We start from the raw sequence: 18,037 nt of genomic DNA, 5'->3' as shown, positions 1-18,037 counted from the left end.
TTCTCCGGCATGGATGTGCTAACAACCCATGCGGTCTACGGAACTGGCCGCATCACAGCAGCCGAGGTAGATGCAGCGAAAGCAGCTTGGCGCTCACGTCTCGAGCATCTCTTTGAGGAAGAGCCCATCCCCTTCCGACGTCAAAATGGTTGGGACTATCCGGACCACCATGTACTCGCAGACCATGTCGCTGTTGGACAGACCGGATTGTTGGCTCACATTGCAGATTAGGGATAGATCGATTCGGTAGTAAAGGAAGTCTGTTCAATCGAACAGACTTCTTTATATATCAGTCTAAATATGGAACAAATTTGTATGCATAAACACCTGCTTTCGAGTTCACTCGAGAGTATATACTCTTAAATCGGCCGGCATGATGTTTTAAGGTCCTAAATAAAGCCCCGCCATGGGGACGTAAAGGGGACATAATTAAATTTTCAATGTACCCATAAAAACACTACATTATAAATTCTATATCAAATGCAGTATTCCTTGTTGAACTAACCTGCCCCGATAGTTGCATAAAGAAAAAGCTGCCTTAAAGACAGCTCCGATCTTCAGCTAACGCACCCTTTAGTTTAAGTACATTTATTCACAAACTTGAAGCATCAAACGAAATACTTATTGTCTTTTCGTTTCAGCAACCTGTAATTTAAAATAGGGCAGTAAGGATAGCAGGCCTAATGCGGCTAATATGGCGCCAATCCATAAAGGGGAGTGAAGGCCATACCCCCCACTGATGGCTACTCCTCCTAATGAGGAACCAATGACTACCCCAAGAGTAATAAAAGATGAGTGGACGGTGTTAATCATTGTCCCACTACCTGCGGTCTTCATCACTCGTGTAGCCATGGCTGGATTCAATGAAACCCCTGTCAAGCCAATCAATAGAATAGCAATAATGGCAATCCATTTGGTTTCGGCGCCAATTGCAAATAACATCATTGCCGTGAATAAAATCATGAGTCCCAAAAAAAGTATTCTCATTGTAAAACGATCGGCATAGCGTCCAATAAGAATATTTCCAATCACAGTAGCGCCGCCATATAGGGAAAGTAAAAGGGGGACGCTTGATTCGGAAAATCCAGATATGTCCGTAAATATGGGAGTGAAAAAACTAAAGCCAGCGAAAGTACCGCCGATGATAAGCGTACTAGTTACATAGGCAGCCCATAGATGGCGATTGCGAAATGGCTCCAACTCTTTCATAAACTGGATAGGGCCAGGTGCTGGATAGGAAGGCAATTTCCACAAAATGATAATGCCTGCTACAAATACTAGCAATGCAACCGCCCAAAAACTCATGCGCCAGCCCAATTCTTGGGAAATGAAGGTCGTTAAAGGCAACCCTAGAACCATGGAAATCATTAATCCTGCAAGAACCACTGATACGGCTCTTCCTCTTAATTCAGAGCCAACTAACGATGCAGAAAGCGAAATGGCAATACCAAAGGTTGCGGAAGATGCTGTCCCTGTAATAATACGAGCAACCATCATCACTTCGTAGTTCCAAGCAAGCGCGCCAAGTGTCTGACCAATAAAAAAGACAATTATAAGAACGAGCATCGCTTGTTTGCTACGGATTTTTAGCAATATAGCTGTTAAAACCGGTCCTCCTAGAACCATCGACGCTGCAAACGCAGTTATTAGAAAACCGATGCTGGATATGGATACACTAAACGCTTCTGCTAATTCAGGCATCATACCAGCCACCATAAACTCAGATGTTGTCATTGAAAAAATAGCAAAAGCCAATACATAAATAATTGTTGGCATATAATCACTCCTAATTTTGTAATGTCCGGTACAGAAATAAGGTAAAAAAAAGCACACTAAGTGCTAAAGATAGTCTCAATTATTCCAGTGGCTATTTGATTCGACAGGTCTCGATTTTTCATAGAAGTATTCAGCACACGCAGTCCGTAATAACTGCTCAAAAACAGGCTTGCCAGCTCCTCAGCTGAACTGCATTTAGAAATTTCCTTCGTTTGAAGGCCTTCTTCCATTACGCTAACGAGAGCTTCTCGGAGCTTTTCTACATGTTTAGTTACGAAACCTTCTACCATCGGGTCTTGTGGTCGTTCTAAACTCACATTAATCAACAAGCATCCGTTCTGATCAGTTTGTTCAAAATCCTCGGCCAGCGCCCACGCTAAAAGGCTGTGCAAACGTGACTTCACAGATATCGGTCCTTGTAACAAGGCTAATTGATCTCGAATTCCATTGGCTTGATAGCGCTCCAACACTTGTTTAAACAGATCATGCTTACTTCCAAACGTATTGTATAAACTGCCCTTGCCAAGACCAGTATCCTTGCACAGGTCTTGTGTGGAGCAGGCTTCATATCCTTTTTTCCAAAATGTCTTCATCGCTGCATCGATAATGTTGTCGTATTTAAATACTCTAGGCCTACCCCGTTTGCTCATGGGTGTCTCCTTTCCATAACACTATACTTTATATAAGTATAAATATATTGTACCGATTGGTCAATAAAAAAGTTGTGTACCAATTCATAAGAGAATAATTCATTTTGATCAATCTTTTTTCAAAATGGATTCTTTTTATTTATCGTAAAATATGGGTTTGCGAGGTATCACTGATTGCGGACTAGAAGACCAGAAAAAAATAATGCCGAATCTCAATGTATAATGTGGAAGCTTGCTTTTAGCATGCCACTACTAATGTGGCTTTGAAATAAGATTAGATAATTTATAATAAAGTTTGTTTATTTAGTATTAGGTTTGAACCCCCGCTATCTTTGGAAATATTGGTCTATTCTTCATTGGAGTCGATAAAACAACTAAAGTGGTTGAATCGCCATGTCTCCCTAAGTCATTAATTTTTTGTTCCAAAGCCTCTAAAGTTTCAGCAATAACTTTCACAAGAAAGTTATAATGACCACTAATGCGATGAATTTCTAATACATCCTCTACCGTCTCACAGTATGCTACAAAATCATTGCAATGCCTTGCTTGGAATAATAAAAAGGCTGAAATCGGTTTATTTACCTTACCTTGATCAATGATCGCTTGATAACCCTCGATAACTCCTTGCTCCTCTAGTCTTTTCACACGCTCCGTAATAGCTGGCTGAGATAAAGAAATTTCCTTCCCTATTTTCGTCATCGAAGATTTACCATCATACTGTAAGGCCATGATTATTTGATAATCAATTTCATCCATTTAACTCCCTCCTTATATGTTATAAGTAATTTACTCACATTATAAATACTTTATAAGTAAATCAATTAAATTACAAATAAAAATACATTCATGCATACTTCTGTTTTCGATAAACTTATTATTAGAACAAATAGAAAAGAGGGTTAATAATGGATTTAATAAAACCTATACAAGTCAACCAATGGACCTTGCAATCAAAAGTAGTTATGGCACCAATGACTAGAGGCTTTGCCGATCAAGAAACAGGTGTTATTCATCCAGATACGAATAAATATTATACTACACGTGCAAAAAATGGTGTAGGAATGATTATTACAGAAGGAATTGCCATTAGTCCCGAAGCAAGAGGGACGATAGGCATCCCTGGACTGTATACAGATGAACAAACGAATGCTTGGAAAGAAGTAACAGAGGGAGTACACAATGCTGGTGGTGTAATTATTGCACAACTATGGCATGTTGGACGTTTAAGTCATTCCTACTTTACGGGTGGTACTCAACCATTAGCACCTTCTTCAATTCAAGCAAATGGACTAACACATAAAATTCGCATGCCTTATGAAATGCCAAAAGCAATGACACAAGAAGATATCCAAAAAGTAATTTGCGACTTTGCATATGCGGCAAAAAATGCAAGGAAAGCTGGTTTTGATGGTGTTGAAATTCATGCTGCACATGGTTACTTAATTGACCAATTCCAAAATTCTTGGACCAATTTTAGAAAAGACGAATATGGAAAAAATAAATATTTATTTTTAGAGCAAATTTTAAAAGCAGTTGGAAACGAGATTGGAATAGAAAAATTAATTGTTCGTTTTTCTGAACATAAAGATGATTCTCCCTTATATGTATGGGAACAACCAGAGGAGGAAATAAAACAAATAATAGACGTGTTTAACAGAACTGGAATACAAATTATACATCCATCAGCCCAAGAGTACACAAAATTATTAACCAACCACTCACTAACACTTCATACTTTAGTTCGAGATTTTTGGGATAAAGCTATCATCGGTGTTGGAGCATTAACGCCTGAAATTGCTGAAGATGCAGTTATCAGAGGGGAAATACAATTAGCAGCTTTTGGTCGACCACTATTAGCGAATCCTGACTTTGTTCAACGACTAATAGAATCCAGAAACATTATTAAATATAATGCAAATACGCATTTAGAGTGTTTAGTTTAAAGTAGTGTTCTGTTATCTAAGATTTGCTTTCCGAAATAATCAATCTTTTTTATAAAACCAAACTTAAATCTGATGGAATAGAACCCATTTTGATCAATATTACGTCAAAATGGGTTCTTATTATTTATTGTAAAATGTGAGTTTGGGAGGTTCTTTGTTTTAAAACTACAACTAAACAAGGAGTTTTTTTTATGATTAATTATCGGAAGATTCTGGAGTATCACTTCGATAATGTCAGTCAGAGAACCATCAGTTCGAGTATCGGACACTCCAGAAACACCGTCTCTGAAGTGATTAAACGAGCAAGAGAACGCGGTCTTCATAGCTTAAGTGAAATTGAGACGAATGCTTGGCTTGAGGAATTGTTGTTTCCGGAAAAGCTAGCAGTTGAAAAGGGCTACTACCCTATCGATTGGGAAAAAGTTCATAAGGAATTGCAAAAGAAGAATGTGACGTTGGCTTTACTTTACTTCATCATGAGTACGCAACTGAAGCTCGTGAGGGTGGGAAAATCCCTTTTGCTTACCGGACGTTTACCGAAAAATACGGTAATTATGCAAAAAAGTATAAGACTACCATGCCGATCCATCGAAAGCCAGGTGAAATCCTGGAGGTGGACTGGGCAGGATCTACACTTCAATTAACAGACCGATCAACAGGCGAACTGATTCCGGTATACCTTTTCATTGCGACTTTGCCTTATAGCCAATTCAGTTATGTAGAAGGCTTTCTGGATATGAAATCCACCAACTGGCTAATGGCCCATATCCATGCATTAGAATACTTTGGAGGTGTGCCTGAGACAATCGTTCCGGACAATTTAAAAACGGGAGTTACAAAGCCCCTTCGGGGCGAGCCTATCCTCAATGAAGCTTACAGGGAGCTGGCAGACCACTATCGAACAATTATCGTTCCTAGCCGGGTTCGCAAACCCAAGGATAAGGCCAGTGTGGAGGGGACCGTTGGGTATATTTCCCGTCAAATCATTGCGCCTCTTCGAAATTATCAGTGCTTTCATCTCGAAGATCTCAATGAACGGATTTTTGAAAAGTTGGATGAAATCAATTGCGCAGACTTCCAGAAACGTCCTGGATCACGTAAAAAAGTATTTGAGGAAGAAGAGAAATCCTCCCTTCAGCATCTTCCTCAAACACATTAGGGTTCCTCCTAAGGTTTTGAGTTAGAGTGGTTTCTTACTCATATCTTACTGAGGAGCCCTATTTTTTTCAAAACTGAAAAATAACGAACTACAGGAATGCTAACCTGCCCCGTTAGTTCCATAAGAAACTCCTATGGCGGCGCTCCTCGCCGCCACCATCTACTACGAAAATCTAAACTCAAAAATAGAGTCTAACCCATTAACCCCTTGACGATAATGGATAATAACAATACAACCAGGCTGAACTTTTTTTGGTGGATCTTAAGGAAGATACCCTGTATAAGAAACTGGTTGTGACAGTATGGAAGAACCATTTAGTGTACTGCTAGTACGTATACAAAAATTTTTGTAACAAATCTCCTGTCATATGTATTGTTAATCTTTTTTGAGGTGATTCTCCTATGGAAGCAATGATTGAACGGTGTGCTGGCCTAGATGTACACCAAGAAACAGTAGTAGCCTGTGTATTATTTGGTCCATTAGATAAAAAGCCAAAAACCTCTATTGAAACGTTTTCAACTACAACAACGGGACTCTTGGCTTTAAGTGATTGGCTCGCTACCCTTCAGGTATCCGATGTTGTGATGGAAAGTACCGGAGTCTACTGGAAACCAATATGGAATATACTCGAAGGTTCTTTTCACCTTGTTCTTGCCAATGCCAGGCATGTCAAAAACGTTCCAGGCCGTAAAACGGATGTAAAAGATGCCGAATGGCTTGCCAAGCTTCTAAGATGCGGACTTATTGAAAGCAATTTTGTCCCACCAGAGGATATTCGTGATTTACGCGATCTTACTCGTTATCGAAAAAAATTGATTTATCATCGCACATCAGAGCAGAATCGCATTCACAAAATTCTTCAGGATGCTAATATCAAGCTAACATCCGTTCTATCAGACATTTTTGGTGTATCGGGACGCCGTATCCTTGAAGCGATTCTAAATGGTGAAAAAATAGAGACCGATGGTCTTCGAAAAATGGTGGATTGGCGAACAAAGGCAAGTATTACTGACATTGCCCATGCAATTAATGGCCGTATTCGCCGTCATCATCGTAATATGTTGCGTTACCATTGGGAGCATATGGGTTATTTAGAACAAACCATAGAAGAATTGGAAAAACAAATCGATCAACTCCTGTCCCCTTATCGTAAGGAAGTAGAATTATTGGATGGTATACCTGGTGTGAACAAAGCTGCCGCAGCTACTTTTATTGCGGAGATGGGTGTAGATATGTCCGTATTTAAGTCAGCTAAACATCTTGCCTCTTGGGCTGGTGTGAGTCCTGGAAATTACGAAAGTGCTGATAAAAAAAAACGAGTAAAACCACACAAGGAAACAAAGCATTAAAAACGATGGCTGTAGAATGTGTACTGACAACCTCTAGGCAAAATAATCGAATTGCTTCACATCGAAAAAGGATTACCAAACGACAGGGAAAAATGAAGGGACGAATCGCTTCTGCTCATTTACTATTGACGATTGACGATTGCTTACAACATCTTAAAAACAGGAGAACCCTATCATGAACTAGGCTCAAATTACCTTGAAGAAAAACAAATGAACAAAGAATTAAAAATGATCGAATACCTAAAAAAGAAAGGATATACAACAATCCCTCCATCTGAACAACAAACTGCATAACCAATCAAAATAACGACATAGTACATTTAAGTCCTTCAAAAAATTAGAATATCTTTCACTAATGTGTTTTCATACAAAAAAGCTGCCTTAAAGACAGCTCTAATCTCCAGCTACACACCCGTTAGTGGAATAAGGGTTATATAAATGAACTTATATAAATTTACTTGTTTTTGGAGATTTGAATTGATAAAACTGATTTTTTCTTTCCTGTCCCACCTACGGATCGATAACCAAGAAGAAACAAACAATCGCAGCAGCAATCCTCGATATCTGTACAAGTAGCGATCTCTTCTTCCTTTTCATCCGTCCCTCCAAAAGAAATTTCGTGATTCACATAGCGTTGGGTATATGGACAGTAGATTATCCATCTTTTGGTTGTGTATTGTTCTTCGCGCATACTTCTCATTCCTTCCCTTTAACTTAATCCAGCTTGATATTATGAAGCTAAAATCAATGCTATCGATTCCGACGACGTATCCAGCAAATTGAGAAGCTCAAAGATATTCCGATTATCTTTATCAGCGTACCAAAAGATTCAAACACGCACCGGGATATATGCTTGCTTGCTGAATGAACATAGAATGGGGAAGTTGCGCAGTAGGTTCTTTGAAGAAATCGAGTTACATAATATTATTGAAATCAAGGCAAAAGATAAACCCACCCTTGATCCTTTTCTTGGTCCTTCACAAATAATATTATTTTTCCTTGATCTAACTTTTCGTCATAAAGGTTTGCTTCTTCTTTGGAAAGGCCGATTTCTTCCATCTTATTACGCAATTCATCTCCGGTTTTTTGGAAGGCATTTTTAATAGTTGTTCCTAAACCTTGTTCTTCCACACCGATAGTATTAGTATCTGCTTTATCAGCAATTTTTTGTGTTCGATCTTTCTCATGTGTCAAAACATATAAGTCCTCTTGATAAACTCCTCTTGATTCTAATTCCTTTACAGCATTTACAACTTCTTGCTCAGTATTAAATTCACGTTCCAGATACTATTATTTGTATTCATTAGTTGATTCCTCCTATGAGATGTTAATTATTTTCAAGTAGTACCCCGTTTATCTTGGATGTAAAACTTGAATTTTTTTAGTACTTAAATGAGAAGTTATCCAACAATAATATTAACCCTTTCATTTGAGATGTAGGACTGTGGGGAGAATTTCATAATTCTTTTTTCTTTTTTAGGTTTATATCTTTCAAAACAGGGAAAATTACTACCGAAATACATTTTTCATCATTTTATGTTTTTCAACATTTATGTTTTTTTAAGGAGGAAATGTTTTGGGGTTTATTTGGGCACTTATTATTGGAGGAATTATCGGTTGGATTGCAAGTCTTATTGCAGGCCGTGATATACCGGGTGGAATTATTGGGAACATTATTGCTGGTTTTATCGGCGCTTGGCTAGGTTCTCTAATTTTAGGATCATGGGGACCAGAAGTAGGCGGTTTCTTTATCATACCGGCTATTATTGGAGCCATTATCTTAGTTTTTATTATCAGCCTTATTTTAAGAAGTTTGCGAAAACGTGGTTAACTATCGAAACGGACACAAGATTGTGTCCGTTTTTTATATTAATAGAATTTTATCTTAGATCTACATTAGACAATTACAGAGAACGCTTAGTCGTTACTTAAAAAACTATAAGTGAAATTTACAACTTAACTTTTTTAAAAAACTGGTTAGCTAATCTAATGCTCCATACGCCAGCTTTTATTTATTATATTTATGAAGGGGATTATGGATGAAAAAGTCTCTGTTTGATAAGAAGAAAACTCTTGATAATAAGTTAAGTCAAGCCAAAGCAGATGCCAAGCCATGGCTGTTTCGCTTTGCTCGTTTTGGTCATATGGCTCAAGGCTCTGTTTATTTCCTAATAGGATTGTTGGCCATTCAAATGGCGTTGGGTCTCGGAGGGAAGTTAACAACCTCTCAAGGGGCTTTATATACCATTGCAAAACAACCGTTTGGATTCTTAGTGGTTATCATTTTAGCTGTGGGACTGAGTGGATATGCATGTTGGCAAATTACAAGGACAATTTTTGACCCTGAAAATAAGGGTTATAATATAAAAGGCATTGTTAGCAGAATCAGTTATTTGGTGGTTGCTGTTATTTATATTGGCTTATGTGTCAGTACGGTAAAAATTTCACTTCATACGAGAGTTCATACAACTAGTGGACATTATCAAACATTATCAGCAAGAATGCTAGCACAGCCATTCGGACAAACAATCATTGCCATCACGGGTACAGTCATTCTTATCGTCGGAATAGGTCAGATTTTCTGGGCATTGTCCGGCCGTTTTCAAAAACAGTTAAAAAAGAATGAGATGAGCCAAAAGGAACGGAAGTGGAGTAAATACCTTGGGAAGTTTGGGATTTCTGCACGGGGCGTAATATTTGGAATTATTGGAGTTTTTCTTATTAAAACAGCAATCCAAGCTGACCCGGATGAAACCAAAGGTCTTGACGGCGCACTTGCTGAGGTGGCCACTCAACCGTTTGGACCTGTGATGCTCACGATTGTTTCCCTTGGATTAATTGCATACGGTGTATATATGTTTGCTGAGGCGCGTTACAAAAGACTTAATCCCCCCAATTAATGTCTTTACATCCATACAAGGAATAAAAAATGAAAAAACCTGCAAATGGTAATTGTTTCACCATTTGCAGGTTTATTTATGACCGGATTTTTATTTCTTATCCTTATCGGGACCATGCATCTTTTACTTTACCAGCTGTTTCCTTAACAGCTCCTTTATCTTTATCCCATTTCCCTTCAAGTTTTAACCCTTTATTATTTGCCCTGTTTTTCTTTTACTTCTACTTTTACCTTATCAAGTTTTCCTTCTGCTTTTTTTCGTTCCCTTGTTTTCATTCATGATAAAACCTTCATTAAGTATGTTAGAGAAATTAATCAGTTATTTAAGATTACCCTTTTTCTTTGAGGTTATACTCATAAAATATCTTAAATGGGACATAAGAGTTCTCCTAAATAAGAAAAAGTTGAAGTAACAATCCGTGCTAAAAAAGATGAATTGTTAGTATATAATAGATTTTGAGTGAATGCAGTATGTGAGTTATGGGAAAGGACGATGAGATGATACGATAAAGGAGTTATTAAATCAAAATAGTAAATAATAGAATTAGGAGTTGGATATTATTGGAAGAAAGAAACCCCAGGGATACTTTTTTCAAAAAGAAGATATTAAATAGCAAATTCATTGTCTATACGATAATCGTCTTTTTACTTAGCATCACAACCTTTGCTTTATCTAAAATCACTTTTATTCTGGTGCCGTTTGCAATCTTTGCAAAAACGATCTTTTTACCGGTCTTATTAGCTGGCGTCTGCTTTTATTTGTTTAATCCATTGATTAATTATTTGGAAAAGAAGGGGAATAAGAGGATTCTATCTATTCTGTTACTATACTTAGTCATAATAGGTTTGTTGGCGATCGTCATTTTATCTGTTATCCCCCCTTTAAAAGATCAAGTACAAAGTCTAGTAAGTAACATTCCAAAAATCAGTCATGATATTCAAGATATGGTTCAGAATGTTTCTCAAAATAAGTATGTTAAACAGGGAGCCCAATCGACTAATACTGACATAGATAAGGTTTCTAAAAGCTTTTCCGGTCATCTTAACGAGTATATTTCCGGCTTTTCACAGGGCGTTCTTACTTTTATTGGTACACTCACTGAAGTGATCCTAGCGTTTGCTGTCTTGCCTTTTATCCTTTTTTATTTATTAAAGGATGGTAAAGATTTACCGAAATACATCGTAAGGCTTTTACCCAATCAAACACGTCCCGAAGCAAAAGAAATCTTTGGGGACATGAATCATGCATTAAGTTCATACATTCGAGGTCAACTTTTTGTTGCTACTTGTATCGGTGTCCTGTTTTTTATTGGCTATTTAATTATTGGGATTGACTATGCGTTATTGCTCGCAATTATAGCTATGTTGACAAACGTAGTTCCTTATTTAGGCCCGATTATTGCTATTTTACCGGCTATTATCATTGCTTTTGTCATGTCACCATTCATGGTTCTAAAACTGGCTGTTGTTTGGATTATCGTCCAATTACTTGAAGGTAAGTTAATATCACCTCAAATCATGGGTAAAAGTTTGAACATTCATCCCATTACTGTCATTTTTGTAATTTTGACTGCAGGAAATCTATTCGGAATTATAGGTATTATTCTAGCAGTTCCGGGTTATGCCATACTGAAAGTGATCGTCACACACCTTTATCAATTTATCCGTTTACGCTCAAGTATGTATACAGATACAAAGAAAATTAAGAAAGAAGAACCTATTCCTTACAATATCAAGCCTAGAGAAGAAAAGTAGGAGTAAAAATATTGTAATAGCACTTGGAACTAAGAAACAATGGATAGACGATATAATGCCCCTCCTCCTATTAAGTTTCCGAAAAATGTATTTTTTTATAGACGATTGAAACAAAACTAAACAAATTAAAAAGGCTGATTCGCAGTACGGAATTGACTTTTTTAATTTGTCTTGTTTTATAATAGTTAAAGTCGTTTAACTATGTTTACATGATAATCTGAGTCTAGGATAAAAATGGAGATTGCATAAAGTCTATTTTGGTATGATGACTTGCCATAAATGGAACAAGGAAACTACCGAATGTAGGAGTTAGCCGTACAGATCGAGGTTGGGACATTTAAATGCCTAAACGACCGTACAGAATGCCAAAAAGGTTAAGTTCTTACCTTTCTGTACAGTCTGTATTAGCTGGCCTGCTGTTCAGGAATACTCTTAATCTAAACGTCGCTTACAGCTCTTAATCCTGAAGAAATCATGCAACTTAAAGGCTACCTGTTCGATAAATAAGAAGAACTGGAAAATACCTCTAAAAATTTCTCGTTCTACATAACTTGATTAAATAGAATATATGTTTCTATAATAATAGGGAGGGTTTTAATGCTTCGTGATCGTGGTAATATCAAATGGCAAGGATTCTTCGTGCCGGAACATATAAAAACTTTAAAGGACGGGGACCGTGATCACTTAAGAACTGCTAGACCTCAACTGGACAAATCACAAATTGAAGAAATTGAACGCCTGCTATCCGAAAGCCTACAAGAAAAAACAATTTTAGAAATAACCACTTGGAAAGATGGTTTCTTTCACTCGGAACGGTAGCGAAAATTGATCGTTATAGTAAAATAATCTTCATTCAGGACGAATTAGATTTAAAAATCACGTTCAACTTTTTTCAAATAGTCGATGTCAAAACGAAATAAAAATGGATGGGTGTTCTACACAATGAGATTTACGAAACAACTAAATTCAAACTGTTAGATGGTAAGATATCCCTTTTTTTAATTCGTTCCTTTTTCGCGTTGGAATAACCACACATCAATAATAGTTCTTCTTTTTTGCTCTCTTATCCGCAGGGTGCCTCATTAAAATTATTTATCCTTTTCAGGTTCTATTCAATATATTCAGCAACAATCATTGTTAAGTGTTTTGGTAAAACGGTTAATTTAGTGGGTGTTTTATAATTATGTTCCCCATCGCAATCGATTTGTTGCTGTGGATTACATGATATAGTCAATTCATTCGTTTGAAAGTGGACAATCTCTTCTTTGTTAAACAGATCTTTATTAAAAATACTGGATTTCAGAATGGACCAAAAGGTTGGTACTGATGTGCCCTTAAGGATAAGAACGTCGAACATTCCATCTTGAATACTGTTCTTTGGGAAAAATGCCTTTAATCCACCGGTAAAAGGGCCGTTTCCGACAATAACCATTACAGCCTCACCATCATAATTCATTTTATTAGAAGTCAATGTTAAGTTAAATGGAATTGCTTCTTTCACAGTATGAATAGCACTCATATAGTAGGATAGCCTACCCAATGTCTCCTTTTTGTCAGATTCAATGTTTTCTGAAACCTGGGTTATTAATCCGATTCCCCAAAAGTTCAGGAAGTATTGGTCGTTAGCATGACCAACGTCTACTTTTTCTTCTTTACCCTCCAAAATCTGATCGAGAGCTTGAAAAGGATCCTGTGACATACTAACAGCTCTTGAAAAATCATTACAAGTTCTCCTGGAATAATGGCAAACTTAGGGCGTTCATTCAGTTTACAAATCGCATTGATTAATTCATATATCGTTCCATCACCGCCAGCTCCAATAATCAAATCAACTTCACTGGAAATCTGACGTATATATTTCGCACCGTCTCCAGGTCTGGAAGTTATATAGACATTGACTGACTCAAACTTAGTTGTAAGTTTATCAGTTATCAAATCGATGTTTTCCTTTAATTGTCCGTTCCCTGCAGAGGGGTTTAGAATAAGTCCAACTTCACACATATTAATCCTCTTTTCGTAATTGTGAATGTTGTCTGGATGTAATGGTTTATATTTTAACTAGCAAAAAATAGTGTTAGAGATTCCCCCCCCTCATTATAGTCTTTGCAAGTATAGAAGCTACATGTAAAAGTTTCTACTCTGCGAAATGATTTTGAACTTGAAATTCATCTTTTTCATACTTTACCATAAATATGGGTCATACCATTAATTTAAATAGTTTACTTAAAATCCGAACCTCCACACAAAAATTCATATAAAATAGGGGAAATAATAAATTTTGAAAGTAAAACCTGTAGAAAGAATTTAAGAATGCGTAAGAACTTCTGTCGACGAAAAATGTAGGAGAGTCAAAAAAGATACTTATCTGCTGCACATACAAAGGTTAGAAGTTAGCGAACCTTAGAGAAAAAGGACCAAGCTATTAATGTTAAAGAACACAGGGATTAGGAATTACTTATTACGATGATACCAAAAATCGGTATATCCAATGAAGTTATCTATTAGAAATCATAAAATCAAGAACATAATCAAGTTTTTATAGGACAAAAAGGGTTGTCGATTAGACATCCCCTTTTCTTGATCTCTATTTTATTCAGATATCAATATTCGAATGGCAATCTGAGTTCAAAGGTAAAGGTCGAACCACTTTTGGTTGATTCCTCCAGCCAAATACGTCCATTCATCAATTCCACCAATTGTTTACAGATAGAAAGACCAAGGCCCGTTCCTTCTCTAATTTCATCGGACTCCGATGCCTGTATTTGACTAAAAGGTTGGAATAATCGGTGGGTTTGGTGATTCGGAATACCGATCCCTGTATCTTTCACTGTAAAGGATACTGTTGCATAACCGGCGTCGTATTCAGAAGAAACCAAATTAATTAGAGTTCTAATTTCTCCCTCTTTAGTAAACTTGACAGCATTCCCCACTAAGTTAACCAAAATCTGACGGATTTTATGATCGTCAGCTATTAAAATATCTGGAATTTTAGGATCAATTTCATAGGTTAAACAAAGCTCTTTTTCCTCTACTTCAGCAGAAAACAGATCCATAACCTTTTTTATACAGAAATGGATGTCAAAGGGTTGGATGTTCAAGTTCATTTTACCTGACTCTATCTTCGAATAATCCAATATATGATTCACCATAGTAAGTAGGGATTGGCTGCTCGTCTCAATCACGTCAACATATTCATTTTGTTCTTGGGTCAATTCAGTAGAATGTAGTAAACTGGACATTCCAATTACACCGTTCAGTGGCGTACGAATCTCATGGCTTAAAACTGCTAATAAATTTGATTTTTCCTTACTAAGTTTTTCAATTTTACGTGCAGCCAAACGTAATTCCATCTCGTCCATGACGACTTGAGCGAGCTTACTAAGAATATTGATTTCCTGTTTAGTGATTTCACGCGGCTCGAAATCAATTACACATAACACCCCAAGGTTGTGATTATCATGGGTAACCAGAGGAATCCCTGCATAAAAACGCAAGCCCATTTCTCCTGCAACCAAAGGGTTTGCCAACGAGCGAGGATCTATACTTGCATCATTAAGAATATAGGGTACGTTGTTCAGAATGGCCGAGGCACAGAGACCGGGCTCCCTGTCAATCTCCTGCACGTCCAACCCATGATGGGACTTGAACCAAATTCGATCCTCATCCACTAAGCTTGTTATTGCGATGGGTACATTTAATAGCTGAGAAGCCAATGCAGTAATCCTGTCAAAAGAGCCATCTGGAGGGGTATCAAGAATCTGATAGCGCTGTAAAGCATTGATTCGCTCTCGTTCATGTTCATTTGTTTGGTATAAAGTCCCCATACTCATCCTTCTTTCTTTAAAATGATAGGTTTTCAAAATCTCAAATTCTCCTGGACAAAGGGCACGAAGAACCACTACTATATCTCTTAATCCATCGTGAAGTCTGTTACTTTAAACGATTAGCCGTCGGTCTAATGATTTACAGCTAGTAAAAACAAGTTGCTTCGTTTTTACTAGCTGTAAATTGATCTGAAATTACCCTAATAATTATTGATCATTCAAAGGAACAATATGTTCACGTGTGTTGAATCAAAGGGTTTCATTTTCAACAGTTTGGGTATAAAAACAATAAAATCTAATCGAAGGGATGTTTCCTTTGAATAACCAAAGTGAAATTTTACGTGTTATGGAAGCTATGAAGGGGGCCAATGACCGTCGGACGTTTGAACGTTATCAAACGATTTATCTTTACATAAAAGGTTACAAGCAAAAAGAAATCAGTGACATAACTCTTCGTAGTCCTAAAACCATCTCCACTTATATCAATGCCTATAAAAAAGAGGGAATTGATGGCTTAAAAATGAAGCATTCTTCAGGTGCACCACACAAGCTAACTGACAAACAGAAACAAGAACTTGTTCAAGTAGTCACTCATCAAACGCCCATGGATCTAGGACTTTCTACTACATACAATTGGACCCTTTCCTTAGTAGCGCAGTATATTGCAAAGGAATGGGGTGAAAAGTATACGCTCCGGGGAATATCGAGACTTTTAGAAACCCTTGGTCTTAGACATACACGACCCACATATACCCGACAACGCGTCCCTAGATAAGCCAGCACCTTGTCAGGAAACATATTGCGGAGATATATAATTGTGATATAATGTGTAGTTCTTTAATTCAATTTCACCGTTATATTATACATTTCATGATAAAAAGTCAATAAGCTATTAGGTTTAATCTAATGGTAAACCTTTTGCGAAATTTACACTGAGAATCGCACTAAAAAACACACTAAAAAAATAGCTGATGGATAGCAAGGATTCTAAGTAGCAATTTCATACAACATTTATTTTTTTCGCGAGAGCCACTTACAATGAATACATCTCCTTTTTCCAGTATTGTAAATAGATGTCGAGTTTCCTTGTTTATTTAAATTCTACTACTTTTTGTCTCCCTACTAAATCTTGGGGTAGCGTCAGGGTACCGCCAACATTTCGAAAATTTTGTATGCTAAGCAAATATCAGTATGAAAACCGTTAAAACCAAAAATCAACTATAATTAACCAAAATATAAAAATTAAGGGGAATTAAAATGAGTGCATACTTACAAATAACAGGGCTGGTAATTGATATTATAGGAGTGCTATTTATGGCTTTTATGGCTTGGGATATAGTTTTTTATGATAAATCAAAACTAGGAACTTGGAATAGCTTCGAGGGTGAACATCAAAAGAGTGAGAAAAGAAAAGTTAAGAAAAATACTTTAATAGGGTTGGGGCTAATTGTTGTAGGTTTGTTATTACAGATTGTTGCTGTTTTGGTGTAAAGTATTTGCAGAAAGAAAGGCATCCATAATAGTGAAGGGTGGGTGACTCATTAGGAATCTAGACATTGAAAAAATTAGATGTCCTTTTTTGGGTCAAATCAGCAAGTACTCTTTTGAAGAAACCATTCTAGGAGGAACTTGCAATGAAAACTATACAAACGATCAAGGGAACAGAATTACGATGTAAGGATAACCTGAAAGAGAACTTTGAACAGATACCAGCCACTCTCAACAATTATGTGCGATTTGGCTTGATTAGGCCCAATGACGTGTACCTCTACACATTGCTCATGCAGTACGATAACGCGGAATACGGTTATGCTTGGCCCCGGATTGAGACGCTACAGATGGATTGTGGCGGTGCTAGTGATGGGACTATAAGACAGTCATTAAAACGGCTAGTTAATGCCGGCCTGGTGCGAAGAATGAAGAGCAAACTATACCCTAACAAGATGATTTACTACGTGGATTTACCACTGACCAATGAAGAGCTAAAAGCAATCGTCCCTGAGAAAAGCAAGACATATGAAGAGTATCGGGAAAAGATGCTGGATAGGGCTAAGATGCTGGATAGGGCTAAGATGGATAGAGAACGCCTGAATCAGCTAGTGTAGGGACCAGGGCCAGACACGTAGAAATCACGGGTCCGGCTTTTAAGTAATCTCTTCTTCTTTTCTATCCCTATTACTTGATAGTGTTCCTTTCAGAGAAAGGTATTTATGTCTGATTACTTAAGTATGGGTAAGTAAGTATGTATAACGCTCACTTTTTGATAGGGCTGAATTGCACTATTTAAGGGTCCGGAAACTTACTTTTAAAGATACAACTTTTCCATCTTCAACCTCCATCGCAGCCGTGAACCATTCTTTCAAGGAAAAATACTCTAAAGAGGTATTTTCGATAGTAAAAATCTTATTTTTGGTATGATGAATCAATTTGCGACCTGGTTTGCATAGGACAAGTAAATAATCGGTAGTGTGACGAAGCAGTTCGCCTTCCCATTCATAGTGAAGAATATCAGGGAATTTAAGGGCTTTAATTTTCACCAGATTACTCAATTTAATCCTCCTCAAAATATTTTATTCTAAATATTTCGCCCGATTATTGGAAATTTCCTTCTTCAACTCCCTCAGTTTAATACTATTTTCTCACGAATACTCGCTTATTCGTAGGATTTCATTCTCCTTGGAT

The 18,037-nt window shown here is 37.1% G+C and carries 19 protein-coding genes and 1 pseudogene; 11 read left to right on the top strand and 9 right to left on the bottom strand.

Features of this window, described 5'->3' with window-relative positions; all coding sequences use genetic code 11:
* Positions 1 to 231 (top strand): annotated as a pseudogene (locus J7I90_RS15040) (NAD(P)H-dependent oxidoreductase); the annotation flags it as partial.
* A gap of 390 nt (positions 232 to 621) precedes the next feature.
* Here the strand turns inward: J7I90_RS15040 and J7I90_RS15035 are convergent.
* The 3 genes from J7I90_RS15035 to J7I90_RS15025 form a co-directional block, all read right to left on the bottom strand.
* Entirely contained in the window at positions 622 to 1,776 is a 1,155-nt protein-coding gene (locus J7I90_RS15035) for an MFS transporter (protein WP_214772672.1), read from the bottom strand.
* Between the two features lie 56 nt (positions 1,777 to 1,832).
* On the bottom strand, positions 1,833 to 2,426 hold the full coding sequence (locus J7I90_RS15030) for a TetR/AcrR family transcriptional regulator (RefSeq protein WP_214772670.1): 594 nt from the start codon (positions 2,424 to 2,426) through the stop codon (positions 1,833 to 1,835).
* Positions 2,427 to 2,735: 309 nt separating this feature from the next.
* Positions 2,736 to 3,182, bottom strand: a complete 447-nt coding sequence (locus J7I90_RS15025) for an Lrp/AsnC family transcriptional regulator (protein WP_214772668.1) — start codon at positions 3,180 to 3,182, stop codon at positions 2,736 to 2,738.
* 149 nt (positions 3,183 to 3,331) lie between these two features.
* On the opposite strand from J7I90_RS15025, the gene J7I90_RS15020 reads away from it, so the two are divergent.
* The 3 genes from J7I90_RS15020 to J7I90_RS15010 all read left to right on the top strand — a co-directional run bounded on the left by J7I90_RS15020 (position 3,332) and on the right by J7I90_RS15010 (position 6,877).
* On the top strand, positions 3,332 to 4,369 hold the full coding sequence (locus J7I90_RS15020) for an oxidoreductase (RefSeq protein WP_214772666.1): 1,038 nt from the start codon (positions 3,332 to 3,334) through the stop codon (positions 4,367 to 4,369).
* Positions 4,370 to 4,802: 433 nt separating this feature from the next.
* Positions 4,803 to 5,528, top strand: a complete 726-nt coding sequence (gene istA, locus J7I90_RS15015) for an IS21 family transposase (RefSeq protein WP_311381010.1) — start codon at positions 4,803 to 4,805, stop codon at positions 5,526 to 5,528.
* A 410-nt stretch (positions 5,529 to 5,938) separates the two neighbouring features.
* On the top strand, positions 5,939 to 6,877 hold the full coding sequence (locus J7I90_RS15010) for an IS110 family RNA-guided transposase (protein ID WP_214772664.1): 939 nt from the start codon (positions 5,939 to 5,941) through the stop codon (positions 6,875 to 6,877).
* Positions 6,878 to 7,331: 454 nt separating this feature from the next.
* Here J7I90_RS15010 and J7I90_RS15005 read toward each other — a convergent pair whose 3' ends face one another.
* Together J7I90_RS15005 and J7I90_RS15000 are read right to left on the bottom strand one after the other, a co-directional pair.
* Positions 7,332 to 7,568, bottom strand: coding sequence for a hypothetical protein (locus J7I90_RS15005; protein WP_214772663.1), 237 nt, complete (start codon positions 7,566 to 7,568; stop codon positions 7,332 to 7,334).
* Positions 7,569 to 7,810: 242 nt separating this feature from the next.
* Positions 7,811 to 8,161 carry a YflT domain-containing protein gene (locus J7I90_RS15000; protein ID WP_214772674.1) on the bottom strand — a complete coding sequence of 117 codons (351 nt, stop codon included), beginning with the start codon at positions 8,159 to 8,161 and terminating at the stop codon, positions 7,811 to 7,813.
* Positions 8,162 to 8,453: 292 nt separating this feature from the next.
* On the opposite strand from J7I90_RS15000, the gene J7I90_RS14995 reads away from it, so the two are divergent.
* The 4 genes from J7I90_RS14995 to J7I90_RS14980 all read left to right on the top strand — a co-directional run bounded on the left by J7I90_RS14995 (position 8,454) and on the right by J7I90_RS14980 (position 12,350).
* Positions 8,454 to 8,708, top strand: a complete 255-nt coding sequence (locus tag J7I90_RS14995) for a GlsB/YeaQ/YmgE family stress response membrane protein (protein WP_144551300.1) — start codon at positions 8,454 to 8,456, stop codon at positions 8,706 to 8,708.
* Between the two features lie 208 nt (positions 8,709 to 8,916).
* Entirely contained in the window at positions 8,917 to 9,777 is an 861-nt protein-coding gene (locus J7I90_RS14990; protein WP_214772660.1) for a DUF1206 domain-containing protein, read from the top strand.
* A gap of 560 nt (positions 9,778 to 10,337) precedes the next feature.
* Positions 10,338 to 11,531, top strand: coding sequence for an AI-2E family transporter (locus J7I90_RS14985; protein WP_214772658.1), 1,194 nt, complete (start codon positions 10,338 to 10,340; stop codon positions 11,529 to 11,531).
* A gap of 597 nt (positions 11,532 to 12,128) precedes the next feature.
* Positions 12,129 to 12,350: a YolD-like family protein gene (locus tag J7I90_RS14980; protein WP_214772656.1), complete on the top strand. Its 222-nt coding sequence runs from the start codon at positions 12,129 to 12,131 to the stop codon at positions 12,348 to 12,350.
* A gap of 289 nt (positions 12,351 to 12,639) precedes the next feature.
* Here the strand turns inward: J7I90_RS14980 and J7I90_RS14975 are convergent, their stop codons facing one another.
* The 3 genes from J7I90_RS14975 to J7I90_RS14970 all read right to left on the bottom strand — a co-directional run bounded on the left by J7I90_RS14975 (position 12,640) and on the right by J7I90_RS14970 (position 15,391).
* Entirely contained in the window at positions 12,640 to 13,230 is a 591-nt protein-coding gene (locus J7I90_RS14975) for a diacylglycerol/lipid kinase family protein (protein ID WP_251025301.1), read from the bottom strand.
* Complete coding sequence (locus tag J7I90_RS27415) at positions 13,170 to 13,532, bottom strand: acylglycerol kinase family protein (RefSeq protein ID WP_251025300.1); 363 nt, start codon at positions 13,530 to 13,532, stop codon at positions 13,170 to 13,172. The genes J7I90_RS14975 and J7I90_RS27415 overlap by 61 nt, the downstream gene beginning before the upstream one ends.
* Positions 13,533 to 14,131: 599 nt before the next feature.
* Entirely contained in the window at positions 14,132 to 15,391 is a 1,260-nt protein-coding gene (locus J7I90_RS14970) for a GAF domain-containing sensor histidine kinase (protein ID WP_214772655.1), read from the bottom strand.
* Positions 15,392 to 15,671: 280 nt separating this feature from the next.
* Between J7I90_RS14970 and J7I90_RS14965 the strand changes: the two genes are divergently transcribed.
* The 3 genes from J7I90_RS14965 to J7I90_RS14955 all read left to right on the top strand — a co-directional run bounded on the left by J7I90_RS14965 (position 15,672) and on the right by J7I90_RS14955 (position 17,460).
* Positions 15,672 to 16,130, top strand: coding sequence for a helix-turn-helix domain-containing protein (locus J7I90_RS14965; protein ID WP_214772654.1), 459 nt, complete (start codon positions 15,672 to 15,674; stop codon positions 16,128 to 16,130).
* A gap of 482 nt (positions 16,131 to 16,612) precedes the next feature.
* Complete coding sequence (locus tag J7I90_RS14960) at positions 16,613 to 16,846, top strand: hypothetical protein (protein WP_214772653.1); 234 nt, start codon at positions 16,613 to 16,615, stop codon at positions 16,844 to 16,846.
* 143 nt (positions 16,847 to 16,989) lie between these two features.
* Complete coding sequence (locus tag J7I90_RS14955) at positions 16,990 to 17,460, top strand: helix-turn-helix domain-containing protein (protein WP_396020437.1); 471 nt, start codon at positions 16,990 to 16,992, stop codon at positions 17,458 to 17,460.
* 174 nt (positions 17,461 to 17,634) lie between these two features.
* Here J7I90_RS14955 and J7I90_RS14950 read toward each other — a convergent pair whose 3' ends face one another.
* Positions 17,635 to 17,904 carry a hypothetical protein gene (locus J7I90_RS14950; protein ID WP_214772651.1) on the bottom strand — a complete coding sequence of 90 codons (270 nt, stop codon included), beginning with the start codon at positions 17,902 to 17,904 and terminating at the stop codon, positions 17,635 to 17,637.
* Between the last annotated feature and the right edge of the window lie 133 nt (positions 17,905 to 18,037).

The organism is Bacillus sp. ISL-57, from assembly GCF_018613135.1.
Lineage (GTDB): Bacteria > Bacillota > Bacilli > Bacillales > DSM-1321 > Peribacillus > Peribacillus frigoritolerans.
This window is presented reverse-complemented; position numbering and strand designations above follow the sequence as displayed.

Bases quoted from the DNA above. Each gene is read 5' to 3' on its own strand.
- J7I90_RS14955 (WP_396020437.1), top strand. From the start codon at position 16,990: ATGAAAACTATACAAACGATCAAGGGAACAGAATTACGATGTAAGGAT.
- J7I90_RS14960 (WP_214772653.1), top strand. From the start codon at position 16,613: ATGAGTGCATACTTACAAATAACAGGGCTGGTAATTGATATTATAGGA.
- J7I90_RS15035 (WP_214772672.1), bottom strand. From the start codon at position 1,776: ATGCCAACAATTATTTATGTATTGGCTTTTGCTATTTTTTCAATGACA.
- J7I90_RS14975 (WP_251025301.1), bottom strand. From the start codon at position 13,230: ATGTCACAGGATCCTTTTCAAGCTCTCGATCAGATTTTGGAGGGTAAA.
- J7I90_RS15005 (WP_214772663.1), bottom strand. From the start codon at position 7,568: ATGCGCGAAGAACAATACACAACCAAAAGATGGATAATCTACTGTCCA.
- J7I90_RS15030 (WP_214772670.1), bottom strand. From the start codon at position 2,426: ATGAGCAAACGGGGTAGGCCTAGAGTATTTAAATACGACAACATTATC.
- J7I90_RS15020 (WP_214772666.1), top strand. From the start codon at position 3,332: ATGGATTTAATAAAACCTATACAAGTCAACCAATGGACCTTGCAATCA.
- J7I90_RS27415 (WP_251025300.1), bottom strand. From the start codon at position 13,532: ATGTGTGAAGTTGGACTTATTCTAAACCCCTCTGCAGGGAACGGACAA.
- J7I90_RS15010 (WP_214772664.1), top strand. From the start codon at position 5,939: ATGATTGAACGGTGTGCTGGCCTAGATGTACACCAAGAAACAGTAGTA.
- J7I90_RS15025 (WP_214772668.1), bottom strand. From the start codon at position 3,182: ATGGATGAAATTGATTATCAAATAATCATGGCCTTACAGTATGATGGT.
- J7I90_RS14990 (WP_214772660.1), top strand. From the start codon at position 8,917: ATGAAAAAGTCTCTGTTTGATAAGAAGAAAACTCTTGATAATAAGTTA.
- J7I90_RS14980 (WP_214772656.1), top strand. From the start codon at position 12,129: ATGCTTCGTGATCGTGGTAATATCAAATGGCAAGGATTCTTCGTGCCG.